This window comes from Xanthomonas sp. NCPPB 1826, assembly GCF_056725285.1.
In genome coordinates this window covers 84,143-106,300 of the sequence record NZ_CM161521.1, presented here as the reverse complement: position 1 = coordinate 106,300, position 22,158 = coordinate 84,143, and the positions used below count along the sequence as shown (strand labels likewise).

Here is a 22,158-nt window from a genome sequence, read left to right as displayed (position 1 = left end):
ACACAGGGTTAGGCGCTGCCGGCTGGGTGGCCATACCGCACCACATCCCAGCCGGCACCCTCACCCGCAGGCTAATTCCGGATCGCCTGCGTATGCGTCTTCAATGCATCGGCAAGGCCATTGATCTGCTCGGCGCCGGCGGGCACGGTGATGCTGGAGCCGGTGAGGTCGCTGCCGATGGGTTGCACACGGCCGCCCAGGCACTGGCCCAGGAAGGTTTCGGCCACCGCGTTGAAGGCCTTGCTGTTTTCCGGGCGCTTGAAGCCGTGGCCTTCGTCCGGGAACAGCACGTAGGTCACCGGGATGTTCTTGGCCGTCATCGCGTTGACGATCTGCTCGCTCTCGGCGCGATTGGTGCGCGGGTCGTTGGCGCCCTGGCCGATCAGCAGCGGCTTGCGGATCTTGTCCACATGCGTCACCGGCGAGCGTTCGGTGAGCCACTGCTTGCCCTGCGCGGTGGCCGGGTCACCCATGCGTTTGATCGCCTGCTTGTAGAACCCTGTCCAGTACGGCGGGATGGTGGCCAACAGCGTGTTGAGGTTGGCCGGGCCCACGATGTCCACCGCGCACTTGAAGGTGTCCGGGGTGAAGGTCAAGCCCACCAGGCTGGCGTAGCCGCCGTAGCTGCCACCCATGATGGCCACGTTGTCCGGCGTGGTGACGCCTTGGGTGACCGCCCACTGCACCGCGTCGAGCAGGTCGTCGTGCATCTTGCCGGCCCACTCGCCGTTGCCGGCATTGGTGAAGGCCTTGCCGAAGCCGGTGGAGCCGCGGTAGTTCACCGCCAGCACCGCGTAGCCGCGGTTGGTGAACCATTGCGTGTAAGCGCCGTAGCTGTTGTAGCTGTCACGCAGCCAGGGGCCGCCATGCACGAACACCACCAGCGGCACCGGCTTGTCGGCCTTGCCATCGTGGTTGGCGTCCGCATCGGCCGGCAGGGTGAGGTAGCTCACCAGATGCAGCCCGTCGCGCGCGGTCAGCGTCTGCGGCCAGCTCGGCACCAGCGGCTTGCCTTCCAGGGCGGGATACGCGGAAAACAGTTGGGTCAGCTTCGCCGTGGCGCGGTCGTAGCGGTAGTAGCGCAACGGCGTTTCTGCTGCCGAATAGCTCACGATCCAGGTGGCATCGTCCTGGGTGCGTGCTTCCACCTTTGCATCGCCCGGGCCCAGCGCCTTCAAGGCTTGCAGGTCCTTGGCGATGCCCTTGTCCAGCACAGTCCATTCCCGACGCAGGTACTCCACCGAGGCGGCCTGCACGGCGCCGGTGGCTGGATCTTTCAGCACGCTGTCCACATCGGCGCGCGCGTCTTCCGTGAGCAGCGTGCGCGCGTGGGTGGCGGTGTCCACCGCGTACAGCGCGGCAGTGTCGCGGTTGCGCGAGTCGCGCAGGTACAGCGTGTTGCCATCGTTGCTCAGGCCCACCACTTCGGTGGTCAAGACATCTTCGAAGGGAATGCTTTCCAATATTTTCCAGGCGCTGCCCTGGCGGGCAAGCACTTCAACCCCGCCGTCTTCGGTGACGCGTGTTGCGTAGCGCAGCTGCAAGTCACCATCGAGCAGATAGGTTTCGATGTGTTGGGTGTTCTTCTCCACCAGCGTGCGTTGGCCGGTGGCCAGATCCACGCGATACAGGTCGTGCCACTTCGCGTCGCGGTTGTTGATGCCAACCATGACCTGATCCGGGTGCTGCGCGCTCAGGCCGTACAGCTCCACGCGGGTCTTGTCGAACGGGGTCAGGTCCTTGCTGCTGCCGTCGGCCAGGTTCAGCGCATACAGGTGGAAGTTTTCATCGCCGCCCTGGTCGCGCTTGTACAGCAACGTGCCGGCGCGATGGCTCCAGGAATACTCGCTGATGCCGCGCCCGCTGTCCTGGGTGACCGCGCGCGCCTTGTCGGGCGCATCGATCGGCGCCACCCACAGATTGGGCACGCCCTTCAGCGGCGCCACCCAACTGAGGTACGCGCCGTCCGGGCTCACCAGCACGTGCGCCTTCTCGGCGGCGCCAAACAGCGCGTCGCGGGTGAGCAACTCGGGCGGCGCAGCGGTCTTGGCGGGCGATGCGGTGGCAGCGCCGGCAGGCGTGGCGCGCTGTGCGGATTTGTCGCTGCAGGCAGACAGGCCCACCAGCAGGCTGGAAACAAGGAGCAGGCGTTGCATGAAACCTCCGCTGCGGCGCCGGCCGGGTGGCCGAAATGTCCCGCTGGGCGCGCAGCATAGGGTGGCCCCCTGCCCGATAGCTGAACCCCATGCGCGCTGCTACGCGTCTGCGGTCATATGTTCCGAAACGGAACCACCTGCCCGCAGTCACTTTTTGGTTACCGCGATAGGTGCCACTTGTGAACGGGCTCGTGCAGGTGGTGCGCGGCTCGCTTAATCGGATTTCTTCCAGTTCGGGTTATTTCCCAATGTCGGGTACCGCCTGACCAGCGTGTGCAGTGCGCCGGCCAATGCAACCGGGTCTTTGCGCAACGGCCAGACAATGTCCAAGAGTCCCCCTGACAGGGCCGCTCCCTCCGTAAGCTTTCTAAGAAGATTCTGTATGCGTCTTCCATGCTCTTCGCTCGGCGCGTCATAGGTCTCCTCGACCCCGGACACCAGGTTCGCAGCCTGCGCTGCCACGTCTCGATCGAGGACCAGGCCCTCCCTGAACCGCAGGAACTTTTCATCGCCCCCTGCCTTGGCCACCTGGATCTCAAGATCGACATCCGCCGCAAGTTGCCGCATCTTTTTGAACGTGGCGCGGCCCGCGTATTGCTCGATGCCCTCGACAGGCGGCGCAGCTGCGTCCGGGTTCGCATAATGATTCGCGATCCGGTTCTGGATCTGCTCAATTCTTTCAGCAATATCGTCGCTACCGCCAACGGCCCGTTTTCCGAGTGCGCAGTCACTCATGTGCTTGAGCAGCCTGAGCGCTGATTTGTGTTCGGCACGGAGCGCTTCATTGTTGAGGATGGGGCCAATCTGATTGAGCAACGCGTGCGCCATCCCCTGCATCTGCAACAGCATGCGAGTTTCCACGCCCGAGCGCTGTGGCCGCGTTGGCTGTGACGTCGTTGATCGCGATGGAGTTGGCCGTGACGTTGGCCGTGATGGAGTTGTCGGGCGCGACGGGCGCGGCGAGCGGCGCTGGAGGCCCTGCAGTGGCGACTGATCCGGCAAGGGTGTGGATGGCGTCGGCCGCTGCGGCGTCGCCTGGGGCGTGGGTTCGTGCTGCGCGTAGGTCACATGCGCATGCGTGCTACTGACATTGTTTGAAAAACAGTTGCCCATCGCTTTTTCCTGAGACGCCAATGCCGGGCGGCAAGTAGACCAGGGCTAACCCCGGCACTGCGCAAGCACACGCGAATGGGCGATTGTGTATCCGAAGCGACGCACTGCTGCTCAGCAGGCATGGAGATGCCAGCACATAGACGAAGTCCACGACGGGTTGCGGCCCCTTGAAGACCAGCTCAGGGCCAACCTAGAGCAGGGGGCGGCAAGGCGCTGATCTGATCCCGGTGCAGTTAGACCGCGCTGACGCCGACCAAAACTCGCGTCAGTAGTACATAGCCGATCAGCGCCAGCGTTGCGAAAACAAGACCATTCGCTATCAAGTGGGAGCGGTTGCTACGGCTGTCAGCTGCGGCACGTTGCACTGCCTGTGCCCGGTTAACACGGTAAAGCAAGAACGCCAGGCCAACCATGATCGCTGCACTACAGCCGAAGGTGGCAGGATGATTGGAGATGAGATAGCCCTGCAAGAATTTACCGTGACTCGGAACTGCAGCCTCCCAGCCGGCTGGTAAGGATTTACCTTGAAGATCGAGAGTAGCGATGGGTTTGGCTGCAAGGAACGTGGACGTAACATAAAACGAGATGAGCAACGGCAGCCATATCAGTAGCTCAACTATGTATAGGAGTGGGAACTTTACATTCTTCAGCATATCGTTCTGCTATCTCAACCTAATAATCAATATTTTGAATAATCGAGATTTCGCTCCCAATCGTGCCTCGAGCGGATTTACTCGCGACCTCTGGTTGAATGAGCGTCACCTACTGGTGATCCCTAGGGCCGCGTGCCACAACCGCTGCTAACTTAGCCGAATACCTAGGTGCGATAAATCCTGGCAGTGCCCGCTGGTCGTGACGCACCGCCACCTGCACGATGCATTGCCCTGGCGTTACTCAGCCACTGCCGCGCGGCAGGCGGCCAGGGCGCGGCTGATGTGTTTTTCCACCATCTTGACCGAGATGCCCATGACGGCGGCAACTTCCGGGTAGGTGAGGCCGTCGAAGCGGTTGAGCATGAAGGCCTGGCGGCATTTGGGTGGCAGCGCGGGCAGCGTGTGGGTGTGCAGGTGCTGCAGGGTGCGGCGGGCGTCCACCAGCTGGTCCACCGACGTGCCGGTGACGGCGAGCGGTTCGCTGCCCTCCAACGGCACGTGGCGGGAGGCGTGCCTGCGGTGGCGCGTGCGCCAATGCTCCAGCACCACGTTGTGGGCGATGCGGTACAGCAGCAGCTTGTAGCTGTGGATGTCTGGCGTGTCGCGGTAGGCCAGCAGGCGCAGCAGCGCTTCCTGGGCGAGGTCGGCGGCGGTGTGCGGGTCGCGCAGGCGCCGCCGCATGTAGGTGAGCAGCTCCGCCTGCAGCTGCACCACAGCCTGGTCGAAGCGTTCCCTGGCCGGCGCGCGCTCCTCGCGCACTTGCCAGCGCGTGGTGAAGCGGCCAAGCGCGTAGATGCCCGCCATGGGCGCGCGGGCCGGCAGCTCGCCCACGGCGTAGGCGCTGCGGTGGCGCCACGGGCGGCTGCCGTAGCGCTCAACCGGCACCGCGCTTGCGGCGTACGCGCGCGCCGCGACCGTCTTGCCGATAACACCGTGGCGGTCTGCACGCGACGCGCCGGTCATGCCCTCACTCATCATGCGACGTCTCCAGCAACGGGCCGGGCACATGCGGTGCGCACATGCGCTGCGGCGTGATCAGCGTGGGTCTGCAACGCTGATGATCAGCTCGCCATCGCGCTGGCGGATGTGCAGCTTGCTGCCGATGGCAAAGCCCAATTGTTCCAGCCAGCGGCCGCGCAGGCGCAGGGTGGGAATGCGCTGGTGACTGTCGGGATAGTACCCATAGCCGACGGTGCACTGCTGCGGCGCACGTGGGCGGCCGGGCCGCGGTGGTGTGCGGGGTTCGGCACGAGGTTCGGGGATGGGCGTGCGCTCAAGGTACGGACGCGGCTGGATCGATGGATCCAGCGAGCGCCAGACGACTTCGGTAGGCGGTGGTACCGTGGCGCGCTTGCGCGATGGCTTGGGACTGGACGTGGACCGACGCATGGTAAAGCCCTCCTTGACGAACAAGCCCCGTTGCACGACGCGACGGGATGTCGGGAGGCTAGAAACCGCACACAGACGGCGGGCGTTTTCCCAAAGGGATTCGCACTAGCCGCTTTCCGACGCAAGCGTCACGCCGATTACGCATGCAAGAAACTGCAGGCACAAAAAACCCACAGGTTTGACGGAGGTGGGTGCCGCTGTGTGAGGAGTTTCTAGGCTCCTTGCAGCGAGATTGCTACGCGTTGGGTGGTGTGTCAACTGGTTGCAGCGACTCATTGCGGTGCTGCGCTTAGCCAGAAAATTCTTTTGTGTAGGCGGCTTCTCCGCACCCGGACAGTCACCTCAGCTTGACCCTGCCCTGCGCCACCCGCACACTTCCAGCCGGAGCCTAGAAACTCCCCACACAGCGGTACCCACCTCCGAGTTTTGGTGGGTTTTTTGTGCTCGGCCATCTGGCCTGGCACTGCTCGGCGTTCCTACGCCGGGAGGGCGGCGAATACAACACCCGCAAGGGGAATAAGCCCGCCGGCTGTGTGCGGTTTCTAGCCTCCCGGCATCCCGCTGCGTTGTGCAGCGGGAGCTGCCTCATGGCAAGGAGAGCGGCATGCACGACGAACCCGGTTACTGGATGTCCGAAGGCACGCAATACCACCTGCTGCGCGTACGCGACCAACTGCGCCTGCTAGCTACCCTGGCCACACCACGTACCCGCGACGAAGCCACGCTTTGGACGCCAACAATTCCACTACAGCAATGGGCCCATTGCCTGCAGCATTTGGCCGAGCAGGTGGATGATGTCCTTAATGATCTAGGTCACGCCCCATAGCAGCATTCTTGGGCGCTTTGCTAGCGAATAGCATCCAGATACAAGTCCCCTTTAGAAAGCGGACTGAACCACCCGTGGCTACAGCGCATGGGCTAGGATCGGTAAGTAAGGGGGGAACATCGTGGACGGGATCACTACCGAGCTCAGTTTCGCGCTGCTACTGGCTGCTCTGTGCATGCTTGCGTGCATCCAAGGCATGCACTCGACCATGGGGCAACACCATAAGCATTTGCATCTTGCCGTGATGCGTTATTGCCAAGGCATCGACAAGATGACCCTGAACATCGAAGCGAAACACCAAAGACGCCTTCTTCTATCAGGTTCCATAATCGTGCTACCAGTCCTGGGGACTGCACAAATTAAAAATCCGGGTCATTCGCACGCGCCTTGGCAAGCGATAAAGCGAATGGATACTAGCTGGGAAAAGCTGTTTACTACTGCGGATACGGGGTAGCAGCATCAGGGTGGACGATTAAATACGCCCCCCCTTTAGTCAAACAATTTTATTAGACACAAAATCAATTCCATTGAGATAGCGGAGAAACTATGGCAGAGACCGTTACCGTTAGCCTTTATCAAATCACGAATTGTACTTATGCATCCGAAAAACCTGAACTAAAAAACTTCGGAAAATCAATTGACATATTTGAAGACGTCTCCAACTGGGTTGCTGGGCTAGCATCCGTAGGTGAGACAACAACATTCGAACCTAACGAAGATGAACCTTTTCTAAGGACTTTCTGTTTCGATATCCGAGCCATTCCCGGAACAGACAAGATGCTAATAGCGCTGTGGAATGAATCTAGTAATTCGGAAGACGAGCTTCAAACGCTGGAGATGGCCGCAGCCATAGGTACTGCGGATGTATCGAATCTCAGAATTCAGCCAGGCTCTCTTCCAGGTTATGCAGCATATTTTGTTGTCAGCCCGAAAGACGAATTCTTAATTAATTTGCGCTTCGAGAACAGGCTCAATGGATCAAAACCTTTTGCCAGATATGTTCTTGGTTTTTTAGAACGTGAGTCTTCATACTGCCACTATGATCCAACCGATGGCGAACGCCTCCTTGGATATGCCCCGGAAGGAGATACTCCAAGCACCGATCACACACCGGTCTTCAAGTATCAGCTTATGAGACGGCCAGGTAGTATAGATTGGCTTAGGCAGCAATGCTCAAACATAAGGAAGATTATAAGACGGACAATTGTTTATCCAAAGGTCGTGGAACATAAGCCTTTTTTTGACGGTGCAAGGAAATTCTTGGGACTCTCTCAAAACAACCGCTTAAAAGCCGGAATTAAGTTCGAATATAGCTACAAGACGCGACTTGGTGAGGAAGAGCTAGATATGGTTATAGATGAATGTCTTGATAGGATCGAGGAAAATACCTGGGAGGACGTTGGTTTTATTATGGCTAAGAGCGCTGGCAAGATACACTGGCTGAGCGGAAGCTACGCGCGAGAAAAAAGCACCATTACGGTCAGAAGGACCATGGGCGGCATAATTGACACTGCGGACTTGGCCGATCAACTTTCCTTAGATATAGATCGATTAATTAGTGAAGCTCAAGAATGAGAGCAAGGATAGGATTTTTAGCGTATAGAGCTAGTGCAATCGCATTTCTATGCTCCATATCATTGGCCGCAGGACTCAGAGAAAGTCCACCACCGAACTATGTGGATTTAGTTGTCGCTTTGATAGGTGCCTCTGGTGTTGTGGTGACGGTTTTTGGTATATGGGTTGCAATTATATTTCCAAGATTTGTCGCATCACTTGGCAATGGAGTTCCGGCGGAAAATCAAAGCGACGCACATAGATATAAGGTTCTAATTGAATCCCTTTATAGATCAGCAGCAACCTTATCCTCCTGCATTTTCATACTGATAATTACGTCTTTTTTCCAGGCCAACTCTAATGAGTACAAGACAGCGTTTTGTTTTTTCGCTCTCTCGTGTTCACTTTCACTCTGTGAGTCTTTATTTCTATCAATATCTAGCGGAGAGCTGGCCGCTTCTGATGCCATTAATAACGGCATCATGGTTGGCGTCATCCGCCGGCGTAGAAGAGCGACCAAAAGTTAGCTTTAAAGAAAATAATATAATCGAGTTACCCCCAGGCATACCTCACCTGTCGCCCTTATTTGGGCAGTTATCCAGCGATCTGCGCGCTGCTGTGTGCCTGATTTTTTAGAGGTCCACGTGCCACAGCATTGTGCTAGGCCATCACCGCCACAACGATTCGGCCGACGGCTGCCGCGCCTGGCCCCAGGTGAGCATTGCATCCAGCGCAGGGCACAGGGCCTGGCCCCACGGCGTGAGGCGGTAATCCACCTGCGGCGGTACCTGCGCGTAGACGGTGCGCAGCACCAGGCCGTCGCGTTCTAGCTGGCGCAACTGCTGGGCCAGCATCTTTTGCGAGATGGCGGGAATCAGCCGCTCCAGGTCCGAGTAGCGCTGCACCTTGCCGTCGAACAGGTGAAACAGCAGCAGCAGTTTCCAGCGGCCTTCGATGAGTTTGAGCAGGGCTTCGACATCGCACGCGGCGGTGTCCGGGGTGTGCGGCTTTCCCATGGGTGCGTGACTTACCTTTGCGTGCGTTCTTGCGGCAGGTGATGCCGCTGCCGATCATGGCATACCGTTTCCACCGGACACCGCTACCATGTCGCTTGCCCTGCCGGCCGCCATTGCCTGCTTTTTTACCGCCAGCAATGCCGGCGATGCCGCGGTGCTGCTGCCGCACCTGGCCGACGATGCGGTAGTGCACGACGAGCACCGCCAGCACCGTGGCGCTGCCGCCATTGCGGCCTGGCTGGCACAGGCGCAGGCCACCACGCCGTATCGTGCAGTGCCGGTTGGCGTGCACACCCAAGGCGAGCAAGTGAGTGTCACCGCGCAGGTGTCTGGCGATTTCCCGCAGAGCCCGCTGCAGCTGGAGCATGTGTTCCAGCTGGTGGGCGGCAAGATTGCGGCGTTGGAGATTCATTGACGCGGCATGCCGGCGTGCTGCGCTGGTAGCACGTGCCCGGATGCGGACCTTCCACAGCCGCATGACGCAACCGCACGCGCGGTTAGTGAGCGGTTGCTTGTTACCTCGAATGCGCGTTGCCCCTCTGAGCAAATGTAGGGCGGCGCTAGTCGCCTTCTGCCTGAAGTCGAAACACCCTGCCGCCCTGTTCCGTCTCTTCGCCAAAGGTGACTGTGACCGTCGCGCCTGCGTTGATGGCCTCATGACGAAAGGTCAGCTCGGCGTGATGCAGTCTTAGGCTGCTATCGAATGTGGTGCCGCTCGATTGAGTCGCTGCAATTGCGCCGCAACGTGGACGCACGCTGCGGCGCTCGGTGTCGCGCCTGAAGGGTGTGTGGGCGTGGTCGTTCGCCTGCCACTGCCTTCGAAACGCTCAGCCGTTAAGCGTGCGGCCGCCGTCGACGATGAGTTCCGAGCCCACCGTCCAGCGCGATTCGTCCGAGGCCAGGTACAGCACGGCCTTGGCCACCTCGTCTGGGGTGCCGAAGCGGCCGAGCGGGATGGTGGCGGCGATGTCCTTGTTGACCTGGTCGCGGTATGCGTCGGGGATGCCGAGCTTGTCGTACAGCGGGGTTTCCACCGGGCCAGGGCTGACCGCGTTGAGGCGGATGCCGCGCGCCAGCAGTTCGCTGGAGAGTGTCTTGGCCATGCTCAGGAACGCCGCCTTGGTGGCCGCATACACCGATGAGCGGGCCGCGCCCACATGCGCGTTGATGGAGGTGTTGAGCACCACCGCGGCGGGGTTGGCGAACACCGGCAGCAGCGCCTGCATGAGGAAGTACGGGCCTTTGACGTTGATGGCGAAGGAGGCGTCGAAGGCCTGCTCGGTCCAGTCTTCGATCGGTGCCCATACCGACACGCCGGCATTGAGGAAGGCGATGTCGAGCTGGCCGTAATGCGCCTGCACCGCCTGCGCCAGCTGCTGCTGCGCGGCAACGCTGGCCGAATCGGCGCGCAGCACCAGCACCTCGGCACCCAGCGCGGCCTTGGCGCTGGCGATGGACTCGGGATTGTTGCCGGTGACGATGACGCGGGCGCCTTCGGCCAGGAACTGGCGTGCGGTCTCCAGGCCGATACCGCTGGTGCCGCCGGTGATGAGGGTGCGTTTGCCTGCTAGACGGGACATGGGTGCTCCTGGGAGTTGGCAGGCCCGCCGCATGTGGCCGGCCTTCGATGGGGTGCAGCGTGCGCCCATGCCGAATGTGGCGGAAGACCGCGCCGGCACATACCATTCATGCGATGTGCGCATGAATGAGGGTGAGCGATGGACCGGTTTCTGCTGATGACCTGCTTTGCGCGTGCGGTGGAAACCGGCAGCTTTTCTGCGGCCGGGCGTGACCTGGGCCTGGGCCAGCCCAATGTCAGCCGCCACGTGGCGGCGCTGGAAGAGCACCTGCACACGCGGCTGCTCAACCGTTCCACCCGCAAGCTGGTGCTCACCCCGGAGGGAGAGCGCTACTACGCCGAGGTGCGCCGCATCCTGGATGCGGTGGGCGAGTCGGAGATGGCGCTGCACGACAACGTGCAACCGTCCGGCTTGCTGCGGGTGGCCTGCCCCACGGCCTTGTCGCACCACTATGTGATGCCGCTGGTGCCGGAGTTCTTGCGGCGCTTTCCGGGCCTGGAACTGGACCTGCAGATCAACGACCGCTTCGTCAATCTGCTCGACGAGGGCGCGGAACTCGCCATCCGCATCGGCCACCTGGAAAACAGTGCGCTACGCGCACGGCGGATCGGCACGTTCAAGCGCGTGTGCGTGGCAAGCAATGCTTATCTTGCCGAGCGCGGCGTGCCCCGCGTGCCCGAGGACCTGCGCCAGCACGATTGTGTGCTGTACACCCTGCTGGCCTCCGGGGCGATGTGGCGTTTCAAGGATGTGGAAGTGCCGGTGTCCGGCCGGATCCGGGTCAATTCGCCGGAGGCCGCGCGCGAGTCGGTGAGCGCGGGCCTGGGCATCGGGCAGGGCCCGGAGTGGTTGTTCGAGCAGGGGCTCAAGGCCGGGCAGCTGCAGATCGTGCTGAGCGCATTCTCTGCACCTGCGGTGCCCATGCACATCCTGTATGCGGCCAACCGGCTGGTGCCGAAGCGGGCGATCGTGTTCATGGATTTTATTGCCGAGGCGTTTGCCAAGATTCCGCAGCTGAATGTGGGAGGCTGATCGCCCGGCGTTATTCCAGCGGCCGTGGCGAGGGGCGCTGATACTTGGAAAACGTCTTGTTCAGTGAGGCGGCGCGCTCGTCGGCAACGACGTTTTCAACACTGCTCAAGCCACGCGATGCGATGACGGCCGAGGCTTTTGCATCGCCCAACAGGTAGGCCAGACGCAGGTAGGCCAGGCTGTCGACCAGGTTCTTGTTTGCGGTGTCGCTGATGTACACGTCCGACAGCCCGTAGTACGCATACAGGTTCCCCGCCACCGCGGCCCGCCGCAGGATGCCGATGCCCTGATAAAAACGGCCCGCCAGTGCGGTCTTTTTGCCGTAGATCACCGTTGCGGCCTGGTTGCCTGCCTGCGACTCGGCCTTGAGCTGGTCCAGGGTCAGGGTTTCCAGCCGGGCCAGTTCGTGTTCCGTCGGGTAGCCGTGGCGCAACAGCCACTGCGCCTCCGCATCGGAATTGGCGATCAACGGCCCACCGGCCGGGCAGGCATTGGGGCCCCGCGGGCAGAGATAGCGCCTTGCCTGCTGGCTGACCGAAGGCGGATGGCTATTGACCGCCTGGTCGGGCGGTAGTGCGGCTGCGTTGCCATCTGCGGTGGCGGGGCTGGCTGCTGCCCGTGCCGATGTGGGCGCCTTATCGGCTTGTGCTGGCTGGTCTGTGTCTGCGCAGGCGGCAAGCGCAAGGCACAGCGCTGCCGGGGACAGGAGTTTGGTGACGTGCATGGGCCATCCGTTGCGGGCTGCAGTGGTACCGCCTGATGTTGCTTGATCCTGGGCCGCGATGCGACTGCATCCCCTGAGTGCGGGCCTGCGCTGGCCTTCAACGCCTGGTGCTTCCCCTGGGCGCCTCTCCCCATCGCGGCGGAGCGCACACGCCGCCATTTGAGTTACGCGACCTCCGCCTACGCCCCTGACCGGCGCTGTGCCCAAGCGGCGCCCGGCCGTGGCTGCGTCGTCCTGGCTCGCGCGGCTGCCGCAACGCAGCAAAGCGGACGCGACAGCAGCCGCCAAGCCCGTCTTTAAGCCCTAAAACGCACTGATCTTTGCGAAATCGGTCTGCTTGAGACGATTCGCAACCCTCTTCTTACTTTTCCCGTATACCGTGACTAGCATCACATTTAATTGTGACCTGCGTCTCACTAAACGACGAGAAGAGGGATCTGGCGATGGACAACGGGATGGGGCTGCAGACGCAGCCGCTGGGAGCGCGGGTTGGGGCAGCAGGTGAGCCGTGGGCTGCGCTGCTGCCGGGGTTGACGCGGTTTGCAGGCGACGCCCGCCCGGCCGCATTGCCTGGCGCAGCTGCGCCGGCCACCGACGCCATCAGCCTCAAGCGCCTGCTGCGCAAGGGCGCGCGCGGCCTGCTGCGCACCCTGCCCTGGCGGCACCAGGACCGGCTGTACTACCTGCACACGTTTGGGCGGCTGCCGGATCTGTACGCGCCCAAGTGCTTCAACGAGAAGATCCTCTACCGCAAGTGCGTGCACGGCGATTACCCGCTGTACCGGCGGCTGGCGGACAAGTTTGCGGTGCGCCCGTATGTGGCGGCCAGGATCGGCGAGCCGCATCTGATCCCGCTGCTGCTGGACAGCACCGACCCGCAGGAGCTGCTGCGCCTGCCGCAGTGGCGGCAGACCGTGATCAAGGCCAACCATGGCGCGGCGATGGTGGAGGTGGTGCGCGATGAGCCCGATGCGCAGCAGAAGCGCCGCATCATCGAGCGCTGCGGCCAATGGCTGCGCACCGACTTCTCCGACAAGGTGCGCGAGATCCATTACCGCGATATTCCGCCGCGCATCTTGGTGGAGCAGTACATCGGCGATGCACAGCAGGTGCCGGTGGACTACAAGTTCCACATGTTCCGGCAGGTGGACGGCAGTTTTCAGTACGTGCTGCAGGTGATCTACGGGCGCTTCGACACGCCGAAGTTGGGCATGACCTTCTATGTGGGCAACCTGCACGAGGCCTTTCACCGCATCCGCGACGACGGGCGTGCACCGCCCTGCGCGCCGGCGCTGCTGGAACAGGCGCTGGAGCTGAGCAAGGTGCTGGCAAGTGACTTCGATTACGTGCGGGTGGACTGGTACATCCAGCACGGGCAGGTCTATTTCGGCGAGCTGACCTTTACCCCGGGCGCGGGGCTGGTCACCGGCCTGGACCGCGGGCTGGACCGGATGATGGGCGACATGTGGGTGCAGCGGCGTGCGCCAGTGGCCGCGGCGTTTCCCACGCAGGGTTTGGGCGCCAGCGCGCGGGTGCCGGTGCGGTGAGAGCGCTCGCCCGCCCCATTCGAAAGACTGGCTACTGACAGCGTGGCCTGAGCGCAGCACGCCTGCGGCCGCCATGGCTTGCTGCATGCGCGGCGCACGCTCGCCACCGCAGCGCGCTGCTGCGATGACGATCCACGCGTGCCGCCTGCAGCGCGGCGTTTATCCGCGCGCCTTTAAATGCAGCATGGGGTAATGCGCATACTGGCCGACGCCGTGTTTGATGATCGGGTCCTGTGCGGTGATGGCGGCAATGTCCTGGTCGTCGGCAATCTGATACAGCGACAGACCAAAGCCACCGGTTTCATCGATGACCGGGCCATGCGCCAGCAGCACGCCCTCGGCCAGGCGCTGGTCCAGAAACGCAGCATGCTGCTGCATCAGGTCTTTTTCCTGATCCGACATGGTGGCCAGAAAGTCCGCGCGCGGCGGGATGAATTTGCAGAAATACGCTTTCATGATCGTGTACTCGTGGCAAAAGGGATGCGTCACGGCTTTAGCAAAGCCGTTGATCGGGTGACAACACGGGGGTTTTGCGCGGTTTACTTGATTGAATCAGCAGCTGGATTGGCGTTGCATGTAACGCACAGCGATCAGGCTGTTTTGATGCTTTTGAAAATCGCGCCTTCAAACATCTTTGGCAGGTAACTCTGCAGGAACAGGATCATGCCGGTCATCTTTCCGACCGGGTTGCTGAACTTGGGGTCCTTGGCCTGGATCAGCTTCTGGATGGTGTCCACCACGGCATCCGGTGCTTCTGCGGTGTCGATTCCTTTCTGGGTCGCCGCGTTGGCCTGCCTGCGGTAAGCGTTGTAGTCGGCAATGGTGTTGCCGGCGGCAGGCACTGCGTTATGGCCCAGATTGGTCTTGAACCAGACCGGCTCCACCATGTTGACCTTGATATTGAACTGGGCAAGTTCGAACCGCAGCGATTTGAAATACCCCTGCACCGCGTGCTTGGAGGCCGCGTAATACGACAGGTTCGGCGGCCCGATCAGCCCCACGATGGAGCTGACGGTGATGATCTGCCCGCTCCGCTGCTTGCGGAGGTACGGCAGCAGCGCATTGGTGGTTTTGACCGTGCCCCAGAAGTTGGTTTCGAACTGCTGGCGGCCCACGTCGATGGCGGTTTCTTCGGCGATACCGGTGACCATGTAACCGGCGTTGTTGACCAGCACATCCAGGCGGTCGACCGATTGAAACAGCGTTGTGGCAAACGACTGGATCGAGGCGTCATCGTCGATATCCAGGCGCAGCAGCTTGAACGGCAGCTTGGCCTGGTGCTTTTCCGGCTCGCGGCTGGTGCCGATGACGTTGAAGCCCTGTTTGTGCAGGTTGGTGGCCAGCAACAGGCCAAACCCTGAGGATGCGCCGGTGATCAGCACTGTCTTTTTCATTGTGGTGTCTCTGAAGGAATGCGGTTTAGGGACGGTGGAGAAACATCGCCAGCCATCGGCGTGCAGCTGCGCGGTGCCTGACGCTGACCTGCATTGCGGTGTGCGTTGATGCGGACTGCCGCCGCGGTTGCCGCCGCGGCCTGGGCGCCCGTCACCTGCCTGATACGCACGGTTGGACTGCCCATGCGCCGCATGCTAGTATCGATTTGATAGTGAGTCAATACGGAAATGATATGAACTCAAAAACGTCGTCGGACAGCCTGTGCCCGATCGCGCGCAGCCTGACCTTCCTGGGCGATGCGTGGACGATGCTGATCCTGCGTGACGCCAATTCCGGGCTGACCCGCTTCGATCAGTTCCGGCAGAGCCTGGGGATTGCGCCGACCATGCTGACCAAGCGGCTGGCGACGCTGACCGAGGAGCGGCTGCTGGAAAAGCGCCTGTATTCCACCCGCCCGCCGCGCGAGGAGTACGTGCTGACCCAGGCAGGGCGCGATTACCTGCCGGTGCTGTTCATGATCGGTGCGTGGGGCCGCAAGCACCGTGGCGAGGGCAAGTTGCTGCGTTTTCTGGATGCGGAAACCGGCACCGAGCTGCAGCCGGTTGCCATTGATGCAGTCACCGGTGCAGAGATCGGCACACGCGAGATCCGCATGGTGATGCCGGAATGAGCGCGGCGGCGTGGTTGATGGCTCTCAGCATGCGTTGACGCCTGACGCGCTACCCTCGCGCGCCCTGGCTGCCTCGACCTGTGCGATTGCGTGACGCGTTGGCGTCCTGCTTGCCCGTCGGCGTCGAGGCAAGCCGTACCGCTTTTCCATTCACTACAAGGACGTCACCGTTGTCGCACGTTTCCCTACGCCGCTTCCTGCCGCTCGCCTGTCTGGGCCTGCTGTCTGCCTGCAACGGTGGCACGGCCACCCCCAGCACGCCGCGCCCGGAGTCCGAGCACTTCACCCTTGCCGAGCTGCAGCAGCTTGGCTGCACCGTCACCGCCACGCCCAAACGCGATGTCCGCAAGATCCCGTTGCTGGGCGAGGTCGATGGCTATGGCGTGACCAGCACCAACGCCTGCGCGACCCACATGATCAGCCTGCTGCAGCCGATGAGCTACGAAGACGCGGTATGGGAGGGCGCACGCAGCGCCGCCGGCACCTTTGCCAAGGAGCACGGGCTGGAGCGCGAAAGTTATGAAGGCCGGCTCGGTGAGTACAGCGAGATCGAGGTGTTCAGCCGCGGCGGCAAGCCGGTGGGCTTTGAATACAACGTGCAGGCAAAGGGCACGTTGCATTCGGTGGTCGTGCTCTCCGACAGCATCGCGCCGGATGCGGCGTTCGAGGCGGTGATGAAGACCAAGCTGTGAGGGTGTGAGCCTGGCTGACAACCGTTAGCTGGCGTTCCTGATCAATGGTAAGGTGGCTGCCACCTAATCGTTAACTGGATAGCGCCATGACGAATCTGGTCAAGCTGGCGACCGCACGCGCGCTGGTCGACGCCAGTGCGGTCAGGCACGCGTCGGTCATCGGGGAAGCCGGTGCCTGGACCGTGCAATTGCAGACCCATGACCAGACCCGTGTGCTGGCCACCAAGGCGAATGCGCCGCGCCGGTTTGGCAGCTTCGAAAGTGCGTTGAAGGTCTTGCGCGAGATGGGCATGCCATTGGACGTGCTTCACGTGGACGCTGCGCAGTGGGACGCCCAGGGCGGCAATGCGAAGCGCCGGCCTGACCGCTCCGAGGCGATGAAGGTCAAGGAGTTGGATGCACGCTATGCGGTGTCGCTACGCACCCAGACCGAGCATGCCCTGGCCGACCCCCGCCCCGCACTCTCCAGCGCGCAGGCGAAGCAGCAGATGGAGACGCTCAAGACGCAACACCGTGCGGCGCTTGAGGCAGCCCTGGCTGCAAAGGGCACGCGTGCGTGAGCGTGGCCTGGAAGCAGAGCGCGCTGGATGCGCGCACCGCGTTGCTCGCTTCAGCATTGGCGCGCGCGATCGAAATCTCCGACCCGCAGATTTATTTCGCCGCATGTGAACAGGACGACCGGATCGAAACCGAGGGCCACGCGCTGGATGGTGCCGCCACCTATCACTCTGGGCCGCTGCCGGGAACGCGTTTGTACACCTGCCAGGACGGCAGATATCTCTTGATCTACACACGCGACGGCGACGATGTGCTGATCCTTGCCCTCGTACCTGCGCGCTCTGATTGGAAGCCGACGTAGTCAGGCGATCAATAGATCCATGACGCGTCGATGCTACCGAGCGATGGGCATACGCGACTGCTCGACGACATCGACAGCGCGCTACACCCCACTCAACGGCTGCAGGCACAACCAGATCGCGCACCAGTGCGAGAGCGCGCCGCCCAGCACGTGGGCGTGCCAGATGGCGCGGTTGTAGACCAGCGACTTGCGCACGTAGAAGGTGACGCCCACGGTGTAGAACGCGCCGCCGGCGGCAATCAGCCACAGCACGGTGCTGTCCAGGCCGGCGAGCAGCGGCTTGATCACCACGATGCCGGCCCAGCCCAGCAACAGGTAGATCACCACCCAGAAGCCCTTGGCGATGCCGGGCAGGAACAGCTTGGCGAATACGCCGAACAAGGCCACGCCCCACACGCCCAGGATCATCGCCCAGCGCCAGGTGCCGTCGAGGGCGACCAGCAGGAACGGGGTGTAGGAGCCGGCAATCATCACGAAGATGCCGGCATGGTCGAACTTGCGCAGCATCGGCTGGCGTTGCGGCGGGGCGAAGTTGTAGGCCGCCGAGCAGCCGAACATCACCAGCAACCCCAGCGCGTAGACGCAGGTGGCCAGCAGCATGGTCTGGTTGGCATGCGCGCGCCAGACCATCCAGGCGCCGCCGACGATGGCCAGGAACAGGCCGGCGGCATGCACGATCACATCGGCACGGCGGGCGGAACGGGTCTTGTAGTGCGGAGCGGTGGGGCTGGGGGAAACGGGCACGGCGGTTCTTCGAAATGGGGGAGCCACAGCGTGCAGGGCAACGGTGACGCGGTGGGGGCAACAGAATACCCGGCTTGCTGAATCCGCTCAGTGACACAGGCTCGCCGGTTCGGCGCTGGTCTCATACCCTGAGACACCTCCCCTGTCTCATGCCCCTCTTTGGGAGCCGCCGTATGCCTCCGTTTGCCCTCGCTCCCCGCACCGAAACCGCCGAACGCGCGCTGGCCACCACCGATGGCCGGCCTAGCCGCGATGGCGCACTGCTCACCGAACGCCTGGAACGGCGCTACCACGACCGCATCACCGGCAGCTTTACCCTGCCCGGGCGCGACGGCCGTTATGCGCCGATTCCCGCCGATGTGCCGGCCGCGCTGGCCGACGCCTTGCGCGCGCGTGGCATCAGCCAGCTCTACAGCCACCAGGCCGACGCCTGGGCGGCCACCCAACGCGGCGAACATGTGGCGATTGTGACGCCTACCGCGTCAGGCAAGTCGCTGTGCTACACGCTGCCGGTGGTGAGCGCGGCGATGCGCTCCGGGGCCAAGGCGCTGTACCTGTTCCCGACCAAGGCGCTGGCGCAGGACCAGGTGGCCGAGCTGCTGGAATTGAACCGCGCCGGCGAGCTGGGGGTGAAGGCCTTCACCTTCGACGGCGATACGCCCGGCGATGCACGCCAGGCGATCCGCCTGCATGGCGACATCGTGGTGAGCAACCCGGACATGCTGCACCAGGCGATCCTGCCGCATCACACCAAGTGGGCGCAGTTCTTCGAGAACCTGCGCTATGTGGTGATCGACGAGATCCACACCTACCGCGGCGTGTTCGGCAGCCACGTCACCAATGTGCTGCGCCGGCTCAAGCGCATCTGCGCGTTCTATGGCGCCAACCCGCAGTTCATCCTGTGCTCGGCCACCATCGGCAACCCGCATGCGCACGCGCAGGCCCTGATCGAAGAGCAGGTGCATGCGATCACCGAGTCCGGCGCGCCCACCGGCGACAAGCACGTGCTGCTGTGGAACCCGCCGGTGGTCAACGCCGATCTGGGGCTGCGCGCATCGGCACGCTCGCAGAGCAACCGCATTGCGCGCATCGCGATCAAGAGCGGGCTGAAGACGCTGGTGTTCGCGCAGACGCGCCTGATGGTGGAGGTGCTGACCAAGTACCTGAAGGACATCTTCGACCACGACCCGCGCAAGCCGCCACGCATCCGTGCGTACCGCGGCGGCTACCTGCCCACCGAGCGGCGCGAGGTGGAGCGCGCGATGCGCGCCGGCAATATCGACGGCATCGTCTCCACCTCGGCGCTGGAGCTGGGCGTGGATATCGGCGCGCTGGATGTGGTGATCCTCAACGGCTACCCCGGCAGCGTGGCGGCGACCTGGCAGCGCTTCGGCCGCGCCGGGCGCCGCCAGCAACCGGCGCTGGGCGTGCTGGTGGCCAGCTCGCAACCGCTGGACCAGTACGTGGTGCGGCATCCGGATTTCTTTGCCGATGCCTCGCCCGAGCATGCGCGCATTGCGCCGGACCAACCGCTGATCCTGTTCGACCACATCCGCTGCGCGGCGTTCGAGCTGCCGTTCATTGCCAGCGAGCCGTTCGGGCCGATCGACCCGCTGGTGTTCCTGGAAGCGCTGGCCGAAAGCGAAGTGATCCACCAGGAAGGCGACCGCTGGGAGTGGATCGCCGACAGCTACCCGGCCAATGCAGTGAGCCTGCGCTCGGTGGCCGACGGCAACTTCGTGGTGGTGGACAAGAGCGACGGCAAGCAGCAGATCATCGCCGAGGTGGATTATTCGGCCGCGGCGCTGACCTTGTACGAAGGCGCCATCCACATGGTGCAGAGCACGCCGTACCAGGTGGAGCGGCTGGACTGGGAAGGCCGCAAGGCCTATGTCACGCGCACCCATGTGGACTACTACACCGACAGCATCGACTACACCAAGCTGAAGGTGCTGGACCGCTTCGACGGCGGCGTGGCCGGGCGCGGGGACTCGCATCACGGCGAGGTGCATGTGGTGCGGCGCGTGTCCGGCTACAAGAAGATCCGCTATTACACGCACGAGAACATCGGCTACGGGCCGGTCAATCTGCCCGACCAGGAACTGCATACCACCGCAGTGTGGTGGCAGCTGCCGCAGGCCACGTTGGGCAAGGCGTTCGCGTCCAAGCAGGATGCGCTGGATGGTTTTTTGGGTGCGGCCTATGCGCTGCACGTGGTGGCCACGGTGGCAGTGATGGCCGATGCGCGCGACCTGCAAAAGGCGGTTGGCAATGGCGACGGCGCGTGGTTTGCGGTGGCCGACCAGACCGGGCGCGGGCAGCTGCGCGGCGTGGACGAGGGCGAAGAAGGCGCGGTGGAATTGCAGCAGGCCTTTGTGCCCACGGTGTATCTGTACGACAACTTCCCCGGCGGCGTGGGCCTGAGCGAGCCGCTATGGCTGCGCCAGGCCGAGCTGCTGCAGCGCGCCGACGAGCTGGTGCGGCGTTGCGATTGCAGCGCCGGCTGCCCGGCCTGCGTGGGCCCGGTGCTGGCCGCGCATGAGGAAGGCAAGGGCGAGTCGCCCAAGTCATTGGCCTTGACCGTGCTGGCGCTGCTGTTCGATGCGGATGCGCCGTTGCGGCATGCCACCCAGGTGGACGATGACCTGGCGCTGGACGTGCTTGCATGAGCGTGAGTGCGGACCGGTTGCGCTTGTTGCGGCGTCAGGCCGGGCACGCCGATGTGCCAGCGCCGGCGGCGCTTGCAGATGACGCTGCAGTGGATGGTGCGGATGTTTCCGCTGCGGCCGATGCGCAGGCCGATGCCCACCCGCTGCGCGCGGCAGTGGTGGCGCGCACCTCGGGTGATGCAGTCGGTGCGGATGCAGTGGCAGGCGATGCGCACACGCGTGCCGCAGGTGACATGCCTGCGGCGGTGCAGCCAACGCGCGCGCCAGCAGCGCCGGTGCCTGGCAGCGATCCTGGGGTGAGCGCAGAACGTTTGCGCCTGCTGCGCCGCCAGGTCGGCGGGCTGACACCCACGGCGCGCAAGGACGATGCGGTGATGCCCACGCGTGCGCAACGCCAGCCTGCGCCGGGTGCTGCTGCGTCTGGGTCACGCGCTTTGCCGCGCGAGGCGGCTGTGCGAAGCGCGCAGCCCGGCAGCGCAGAGGCTGCCGGTGCACCGCGTGCCCAGCCCAGCGCACCGGCCATGACGCGCCGCGCCCTGCAGGCACCGGTTGCTGCAGCGCATGCGCGCGATAGCTCGGCGTTTGCCTGGGTGGACCACGATGTGCGCCACAAGCCGGCAGGTGCGGCGGCCGATGCGGCGGCGCGCGTGCCGGCTGTACGCACGACACCGGCTGCGCCCACATCACTGCCGGCACCGCAGCGCCGTACCGATATCGCCGGCCTGCGCAAGATGATCGGCCTGCGCGAGCGCGCGGTCTCGGCGCACGCGCCGCTGCGCGCGGCGTCCACCGACCGGCATCTGCCCGGCAACGAGATCGCGCCCGGCCTGCACCTGATCGAAGCCTTCCTGCCGCAGGCGATCCCGCGCCAGGCGCTGTCGCTGGCGTTCGCCAAGCGCGAGGACGCGGTGGACCCGATGGATCTATTGTTCTTCGACACCGAAACCACCGGCCTGGCTGGCGGCACCGGCACGCGCGCCTTCATGATCGGCGTGGCCGATTGGTATACCGACGCTGCGCAGGGCAGCGGGCTGCGCGTACGCCAGTTGATGATGTCCACGATGGCGGCCGAAAGCGCGATGCTGGACCTGTTCCGCAGCTGGCTGTCGCCGCAGACGGTGCTGTCCAGCTACAACGGCCGCTGCTACGACGCGCCGCTGTTGAAGACGCGCTACCGGTTGGCGCGCCGCGGCGACCCGATCTCTGCACTGGACCATGTGGACCTGCTGTTCCCCACCCGGCGCCGCTATCGCGGCACCTGGGAGAACTGCAAGCTGGCCACCATCGAACGGCAGCTGCTGCGCGTGGTGCGCGAAGACGACCTGCCCGGCTCCGAAGCGCCGGCCGCCTGGTTGAGCTACCTGCGCGGCGGCAGCGCGCGCAACCTGCGCCGCGTGGCCGAGCACAATCACCAGGACGTGGTGACCTTGTCGCTGCTGATGCAGCGCCTGGTGGCGGTGGACGCGCAGGACCGTGAAGTGATTCCGATGCTGGAGACGCCGTAGCGCCGTAGCGGCGGACCACGCGCAGTGGTGGCGC

Annotated in this window: 23 protein-coding genes; 11 read left to right on the top strand and 12 right to left on the bottom strand. The window is 63.4% G+C overall.

What is annotated here, in order from left to right:
* Positions 1-71 precede the first annotated feature (71 nt).
* From AC1PLA_RS00420 to AC1PLA_RS00400, 5 genes are all read right to left on the bottom strand, one after another.
* Positions 72-2,156: a S9 family peptidase gene (locus tag AC1PLA_RS00420; RefSeq protein WP_481105343.1), complete on the bottom strand. Its 2,085-nt coding sequence runs from the start codon at positions 2,154-2,156 to the stop codon at positions 72-74.
* A 213-nt stretch (positions 2,157-2,369) separates the two neighbouring features.
* Positions 2,370-3,005, bottom strand: a complete 636-nt coding sequence (locus tag AC1PLA_RS00415; RefSeq protein ID WP_481105342.1) for a hypothetical protein — start codon at positions 3,003-3,005, stop codon at positions 2,370-2,372.
* A gap of 497 nt (positions 3,006-3,502) precedes the next feature.
* Complete coding sequence (locus tag AC1PLA_RS00410) at positions 3,503-3,922, bottom strand: hypothetical protein (RefSeq protein ID WP_039529381.1); 420 nt, start codon at positions 3,920-3,922, stop codon at positions 3,503-3,505.
* A 237-nt stretch (positions 3,923-4,159) separates the two neighbouring features.
* Complete coding sequence (locus AC1PLA_RS00405; protein ID WP_481105341.1) at positions 4,160-4,900, bottom strand: RNA polymerase sigma factor; 741 nt, start codon at positions 4,898-4,900, stop codon at positions 4,160-4,162.
* A 57-nt stretch (positions 4,901-4,957) separates the two neighbouring features.
* Complete coding sequence (locus tag AC1PLA_RS00400; protein WP_104574842.1) at positions 4,958-5,311, bottom strand: SymE family type I addiction module toxin; 354 nt, start codon at positions 5,309-5,311, stop codon at positions 4,958-4,960.
* A gap of 604 nt (positions 5,312-5,915) precedes the next feature.
* Between AC1PLA_RS00400 and AC1PLA_RS00395 the strand changes: the two genes are divergently transcribed.
* Together AC1PLA_RS00395 and AC1PLA_RS00390 are read left to right on the top strand one after the other, a co-directional pair.
* Positions 5,916-6,137, top strand: a complete 222-nt coding sequence (locus AC1PLA_RS00395) for an XAC0095 family protein (protein WP_481105340.1) — start codon at positions 5,916-5,918, stop codon at positions 6,135-6,137.
* Between the two features lie 546 nt (positions 6,138-6,683).
* Complete coding sequence (locus AC1PLA_RS00390) at positions 6,684-7,712, top strand: hypothetical protein (RefSeq protein ID WP_481105339.1); 1,029 nt, start codon at positions 6,684-6,686, stop codon at positions 7,710-7,712.
* A 265-nt stretch (positions 7,713-7,977) separates the two neighbouring features.
* Here AC1PLA_RS00390 and AC1PLA_RS00385 read toward each other — a convergent pair whose 3' ends face one another.
* Together AC1PLA_RS00385 and AC1PLA_RS00380 are read right to left on the bottom strand one after the other, a co-directional pair.
* Positions 7,978-8,175: a hypothetical protein gene (locus AC1PLA_RS00385; RefSeq protein ID WP_481105338.1), complete on the bottom strand. Its 198-nt coding sequence runs from the start codon at positions 8,173-8,175 to the stop codon at positions 7,978-7,980.
* A 184-nt stretch (positions 8,176-8,359) separates the two neighbouring features.
* On the bottom strand, positions 8,360-8,707 hold the full coding sequence (locus AC1PLA_RS00380; RefSeq protein ID WP_481105337.1) for a winged helix-turn-helix transcriptional regulator: 348 nt from the start codon (positions 8,705-8,707) through the stop codon (positions 8,360-8,362).
* Positions 8,708-8,795: 88 nt separating this feature from the next.
* Here AC1PLA_RS00380 and AC1PLA_RS00375 point away from each other — a divergent pair, with 88 nt between their 5' ends.
* Positions 8,796-9,122 carry a nuclear transport factor 2 family protein gene (locus tag AC1PLA_RS00375; protein ID WP_481105336.1) on the top strand — a complete coding sequence of 109 codons (327 nt, stop codon included), beginning with the start codon at positions 8,796-8,798 and terminating at the stop codon, positions 9,120-9,122.
* 412 nt (positions 9,123-9,534) lie between these two features.
* On the opposite strand, the gene AC1PLA_RS00370 is transcribed toward AC1PLA_RS00375, so the two are convergent.
* On the bottom strand, positions 9,535-10,287 hold the full coding sequence (locus AC1PLA_RS00370) for an SDR family oxidoreductase (RefSeq protein WP_481105335.1): 753 nt from the start codon (positions 10,285-10,287) through the stop codon (positions 9,535-9,537).
* Between the two features lie 138 nt (positions 10,288-10,425).
* Here AC1PLA_RS00370 and AC1PLA_RS00365 point away from each other — a divergent pair, with 138 nt between their 5' ends.
* Positions 10,426-11,319 carry a LysR family transcriptional regulator gene (locus tag AC1PLA_RS00365; protein ID WP_481105334.1) on the top strand — a complete coding sequence of 298 codons (894 nt, stop codon included), beginning with the start codon at positions 10,426-10,428 and terminating at the stop codon, positions 11,317-11,319.
* A gap of 10 nt (positions 11,320-11,329) precedes the next feature.
* Here the strand turns inward: AC1PLA_RS00365 and AC1PLA_RS00360 are convergent, their stop codons facing one another.
* The gene (locus AC1PLA_RS00360) at positions 11,330-12,043 is read right to left on the bottom strand and encodes a hypothetical protein (protein WP_481105333.1); all 714 of its coding nucleotides are present in this window, start codon (positions 12,041-12,043) and stop codon (positions 11,330-11,332) included.
* Positions 12,044-12,498: 455 nt separating this feature from the next.
* Between AC1PLA_RS00360 and AC1PLA_RS00355 the strand changes: the two genes are divergently transcribed.
* Positions 12,499-13,590: an ATP-grasp fold amidoligase family protein gene (locus AC1PLA_RS00355; protein ID WP_481106247.1), complete on the top strand. Its 1,092-nt coding sequence runs from the start codon at positions 12,499-12,501 to the stop codon at positions 13,588-13,590.
* Positions 13,591-13,749: 159 nt separating this feature from the next.
* On the opposite strand, the gene AC1PLA_RS00350 is transcribed toward AC1PLA_RS00355, so the two are convergent.
* Together AC1PLA_RS00350 and AC1PLA_RS00345 are read right to left on the bottom strand one after the other, a co-directional pair.
* Positions 13,750-14,046 carry a YciI family protein gene (locus AC1PLA_RS00350; RefSeq protein WP_184230704.1) on the bottom strand — a complete coding sequence of 99 codons (297 nt, stop codon included), beginning with the start codon at positions 14,044-14,046 and terminating at the stop codon, positions 13,750-13,752.
* 134 nt (positions 14,047-14,180) lie between these two features.
* On the bottom strand, positions 14,181-14,984 hold the full coding sequence (locus tag AC1PLA_RS00345; RefSeq protein WP_245104025.1) for an SDR family NAD(P)-dependent oxidoreductase: 804 nt from the start codon (positions 14,982-14,984) through the stop codon (positions 14,181-14,183).
* Positions 14,985-15,217: 233 nt separating this feature from the next.
* Here AC1PLA_RS00345 and AC1PLA_RS00340 point away from each other — a divergent pair, with 233 nt between their 5' ends.
* The 4 genes from AC1PLA_RS00340 to AC1PLA_RS00325 all read left to right on the top strand — a co-directional run bounded on the left by AC1PLA_RS00340 (position 15,218) and on the right by AC1PLA_RS00325 (position 17,206).
* Positions 15,218-15,655: a winged helix-turn-helix transcriptional regulator gene (locus AC1PLA_RS00340; RefSeq protein WP_039529406.1), complete on the top strand. Its 438-nt coding sequence runs from the start codon at positions 15,218-15,220 to the stop codon at positions 15,653-15,655.
* 170 nt (positions 15,656-15,825) lie between these two features.
* The gene (locus tag AC1PLA_RS00335; protein WP_051747419.1) at positions 15,826-16,347 is read left to right on the top strand and encodes a hypothetical protein; all 522 of its coding nucleotides are present in this window, start codon (positions 15,826-15,828) and stop codon (positions 16,345-16,347) included.
* A gap of 86 nt (positions 16,348-16,433) precedes the next feature.
* A complete protein-coding gene (locus tag AC1PLA_RS00330; protein WP_481105332.1) occupies positions 16,434-16,907 on the top strand; it encodes a hypothetical protein in 474 nt (157 codons plus the stop codon).
* Entirely contained in the window at positions 16,904-17,206 is a 303-nt protein-coding gene (locus tag AC1PLA_RS00325) for a plasmid stabilization protein (protein ID WP_481105331.1), read from the top strand. Before AC1PLA_RS00330 ends, AC1PLA_RS00325 begins: the two co-directional genes overlap by 4 nt.
* Before the next feature lie 81 nt (positions 17,207-17,287).
* Here the strand turns inward: AC1PLA_RS00325 and trhA are convergent, their stop codons facing one another.
* Complete coding sequence (gene trhA / locus AC1PLA_RS00320) at positions 17,288-17,950, bottom strand: PAQR family membrane homeostasis protein TrhA (protein ID WP_481105330.1); 663 nt, start codon at positions 17,948-17,950, stop codon at positions 17,288-17,290.
* A gap of 173 nt (positions 17,951-18,123) precedes the next feature.
* On the opposite strand from trhA, the gene AC1PLA_RS00315 reads away from it, so the two are divergent.
* Together AC1PLA_RS00315 and AC1PLA_RS00310 are read left to right on the top strand one after the other, a co-directional pair.
* Positions 18,124-20,619, top strand: a complete 2,496-nt coding sequence (locus AC1PLA_RS00315; RefSeq protein ID WP_024940063.1) for a DEAD/DEAH box helicase — start codon at positions 18,124-18,126, stop codon at positions 20,617-20,619.
* Positions 20,616-22,124: a ribonuclease H-like domain-containing protein gene (locus AC1PLA_RS00310; RefSeq protein ID WP_481105329.1), complete on the top strand. Its 1,509-nt coding sequence runs from the start codon at positions 20,616-20,618 to the stop codon at positions 22,122-22,124. Before AC1PLA_RS00315 ends, AC1PLA_RS00310 begins: the two co-directional genes overlap by 4 nt.
* The last annotated feature ends 34 nt before the right edge of the window (positions 22,125-22,158 follow it).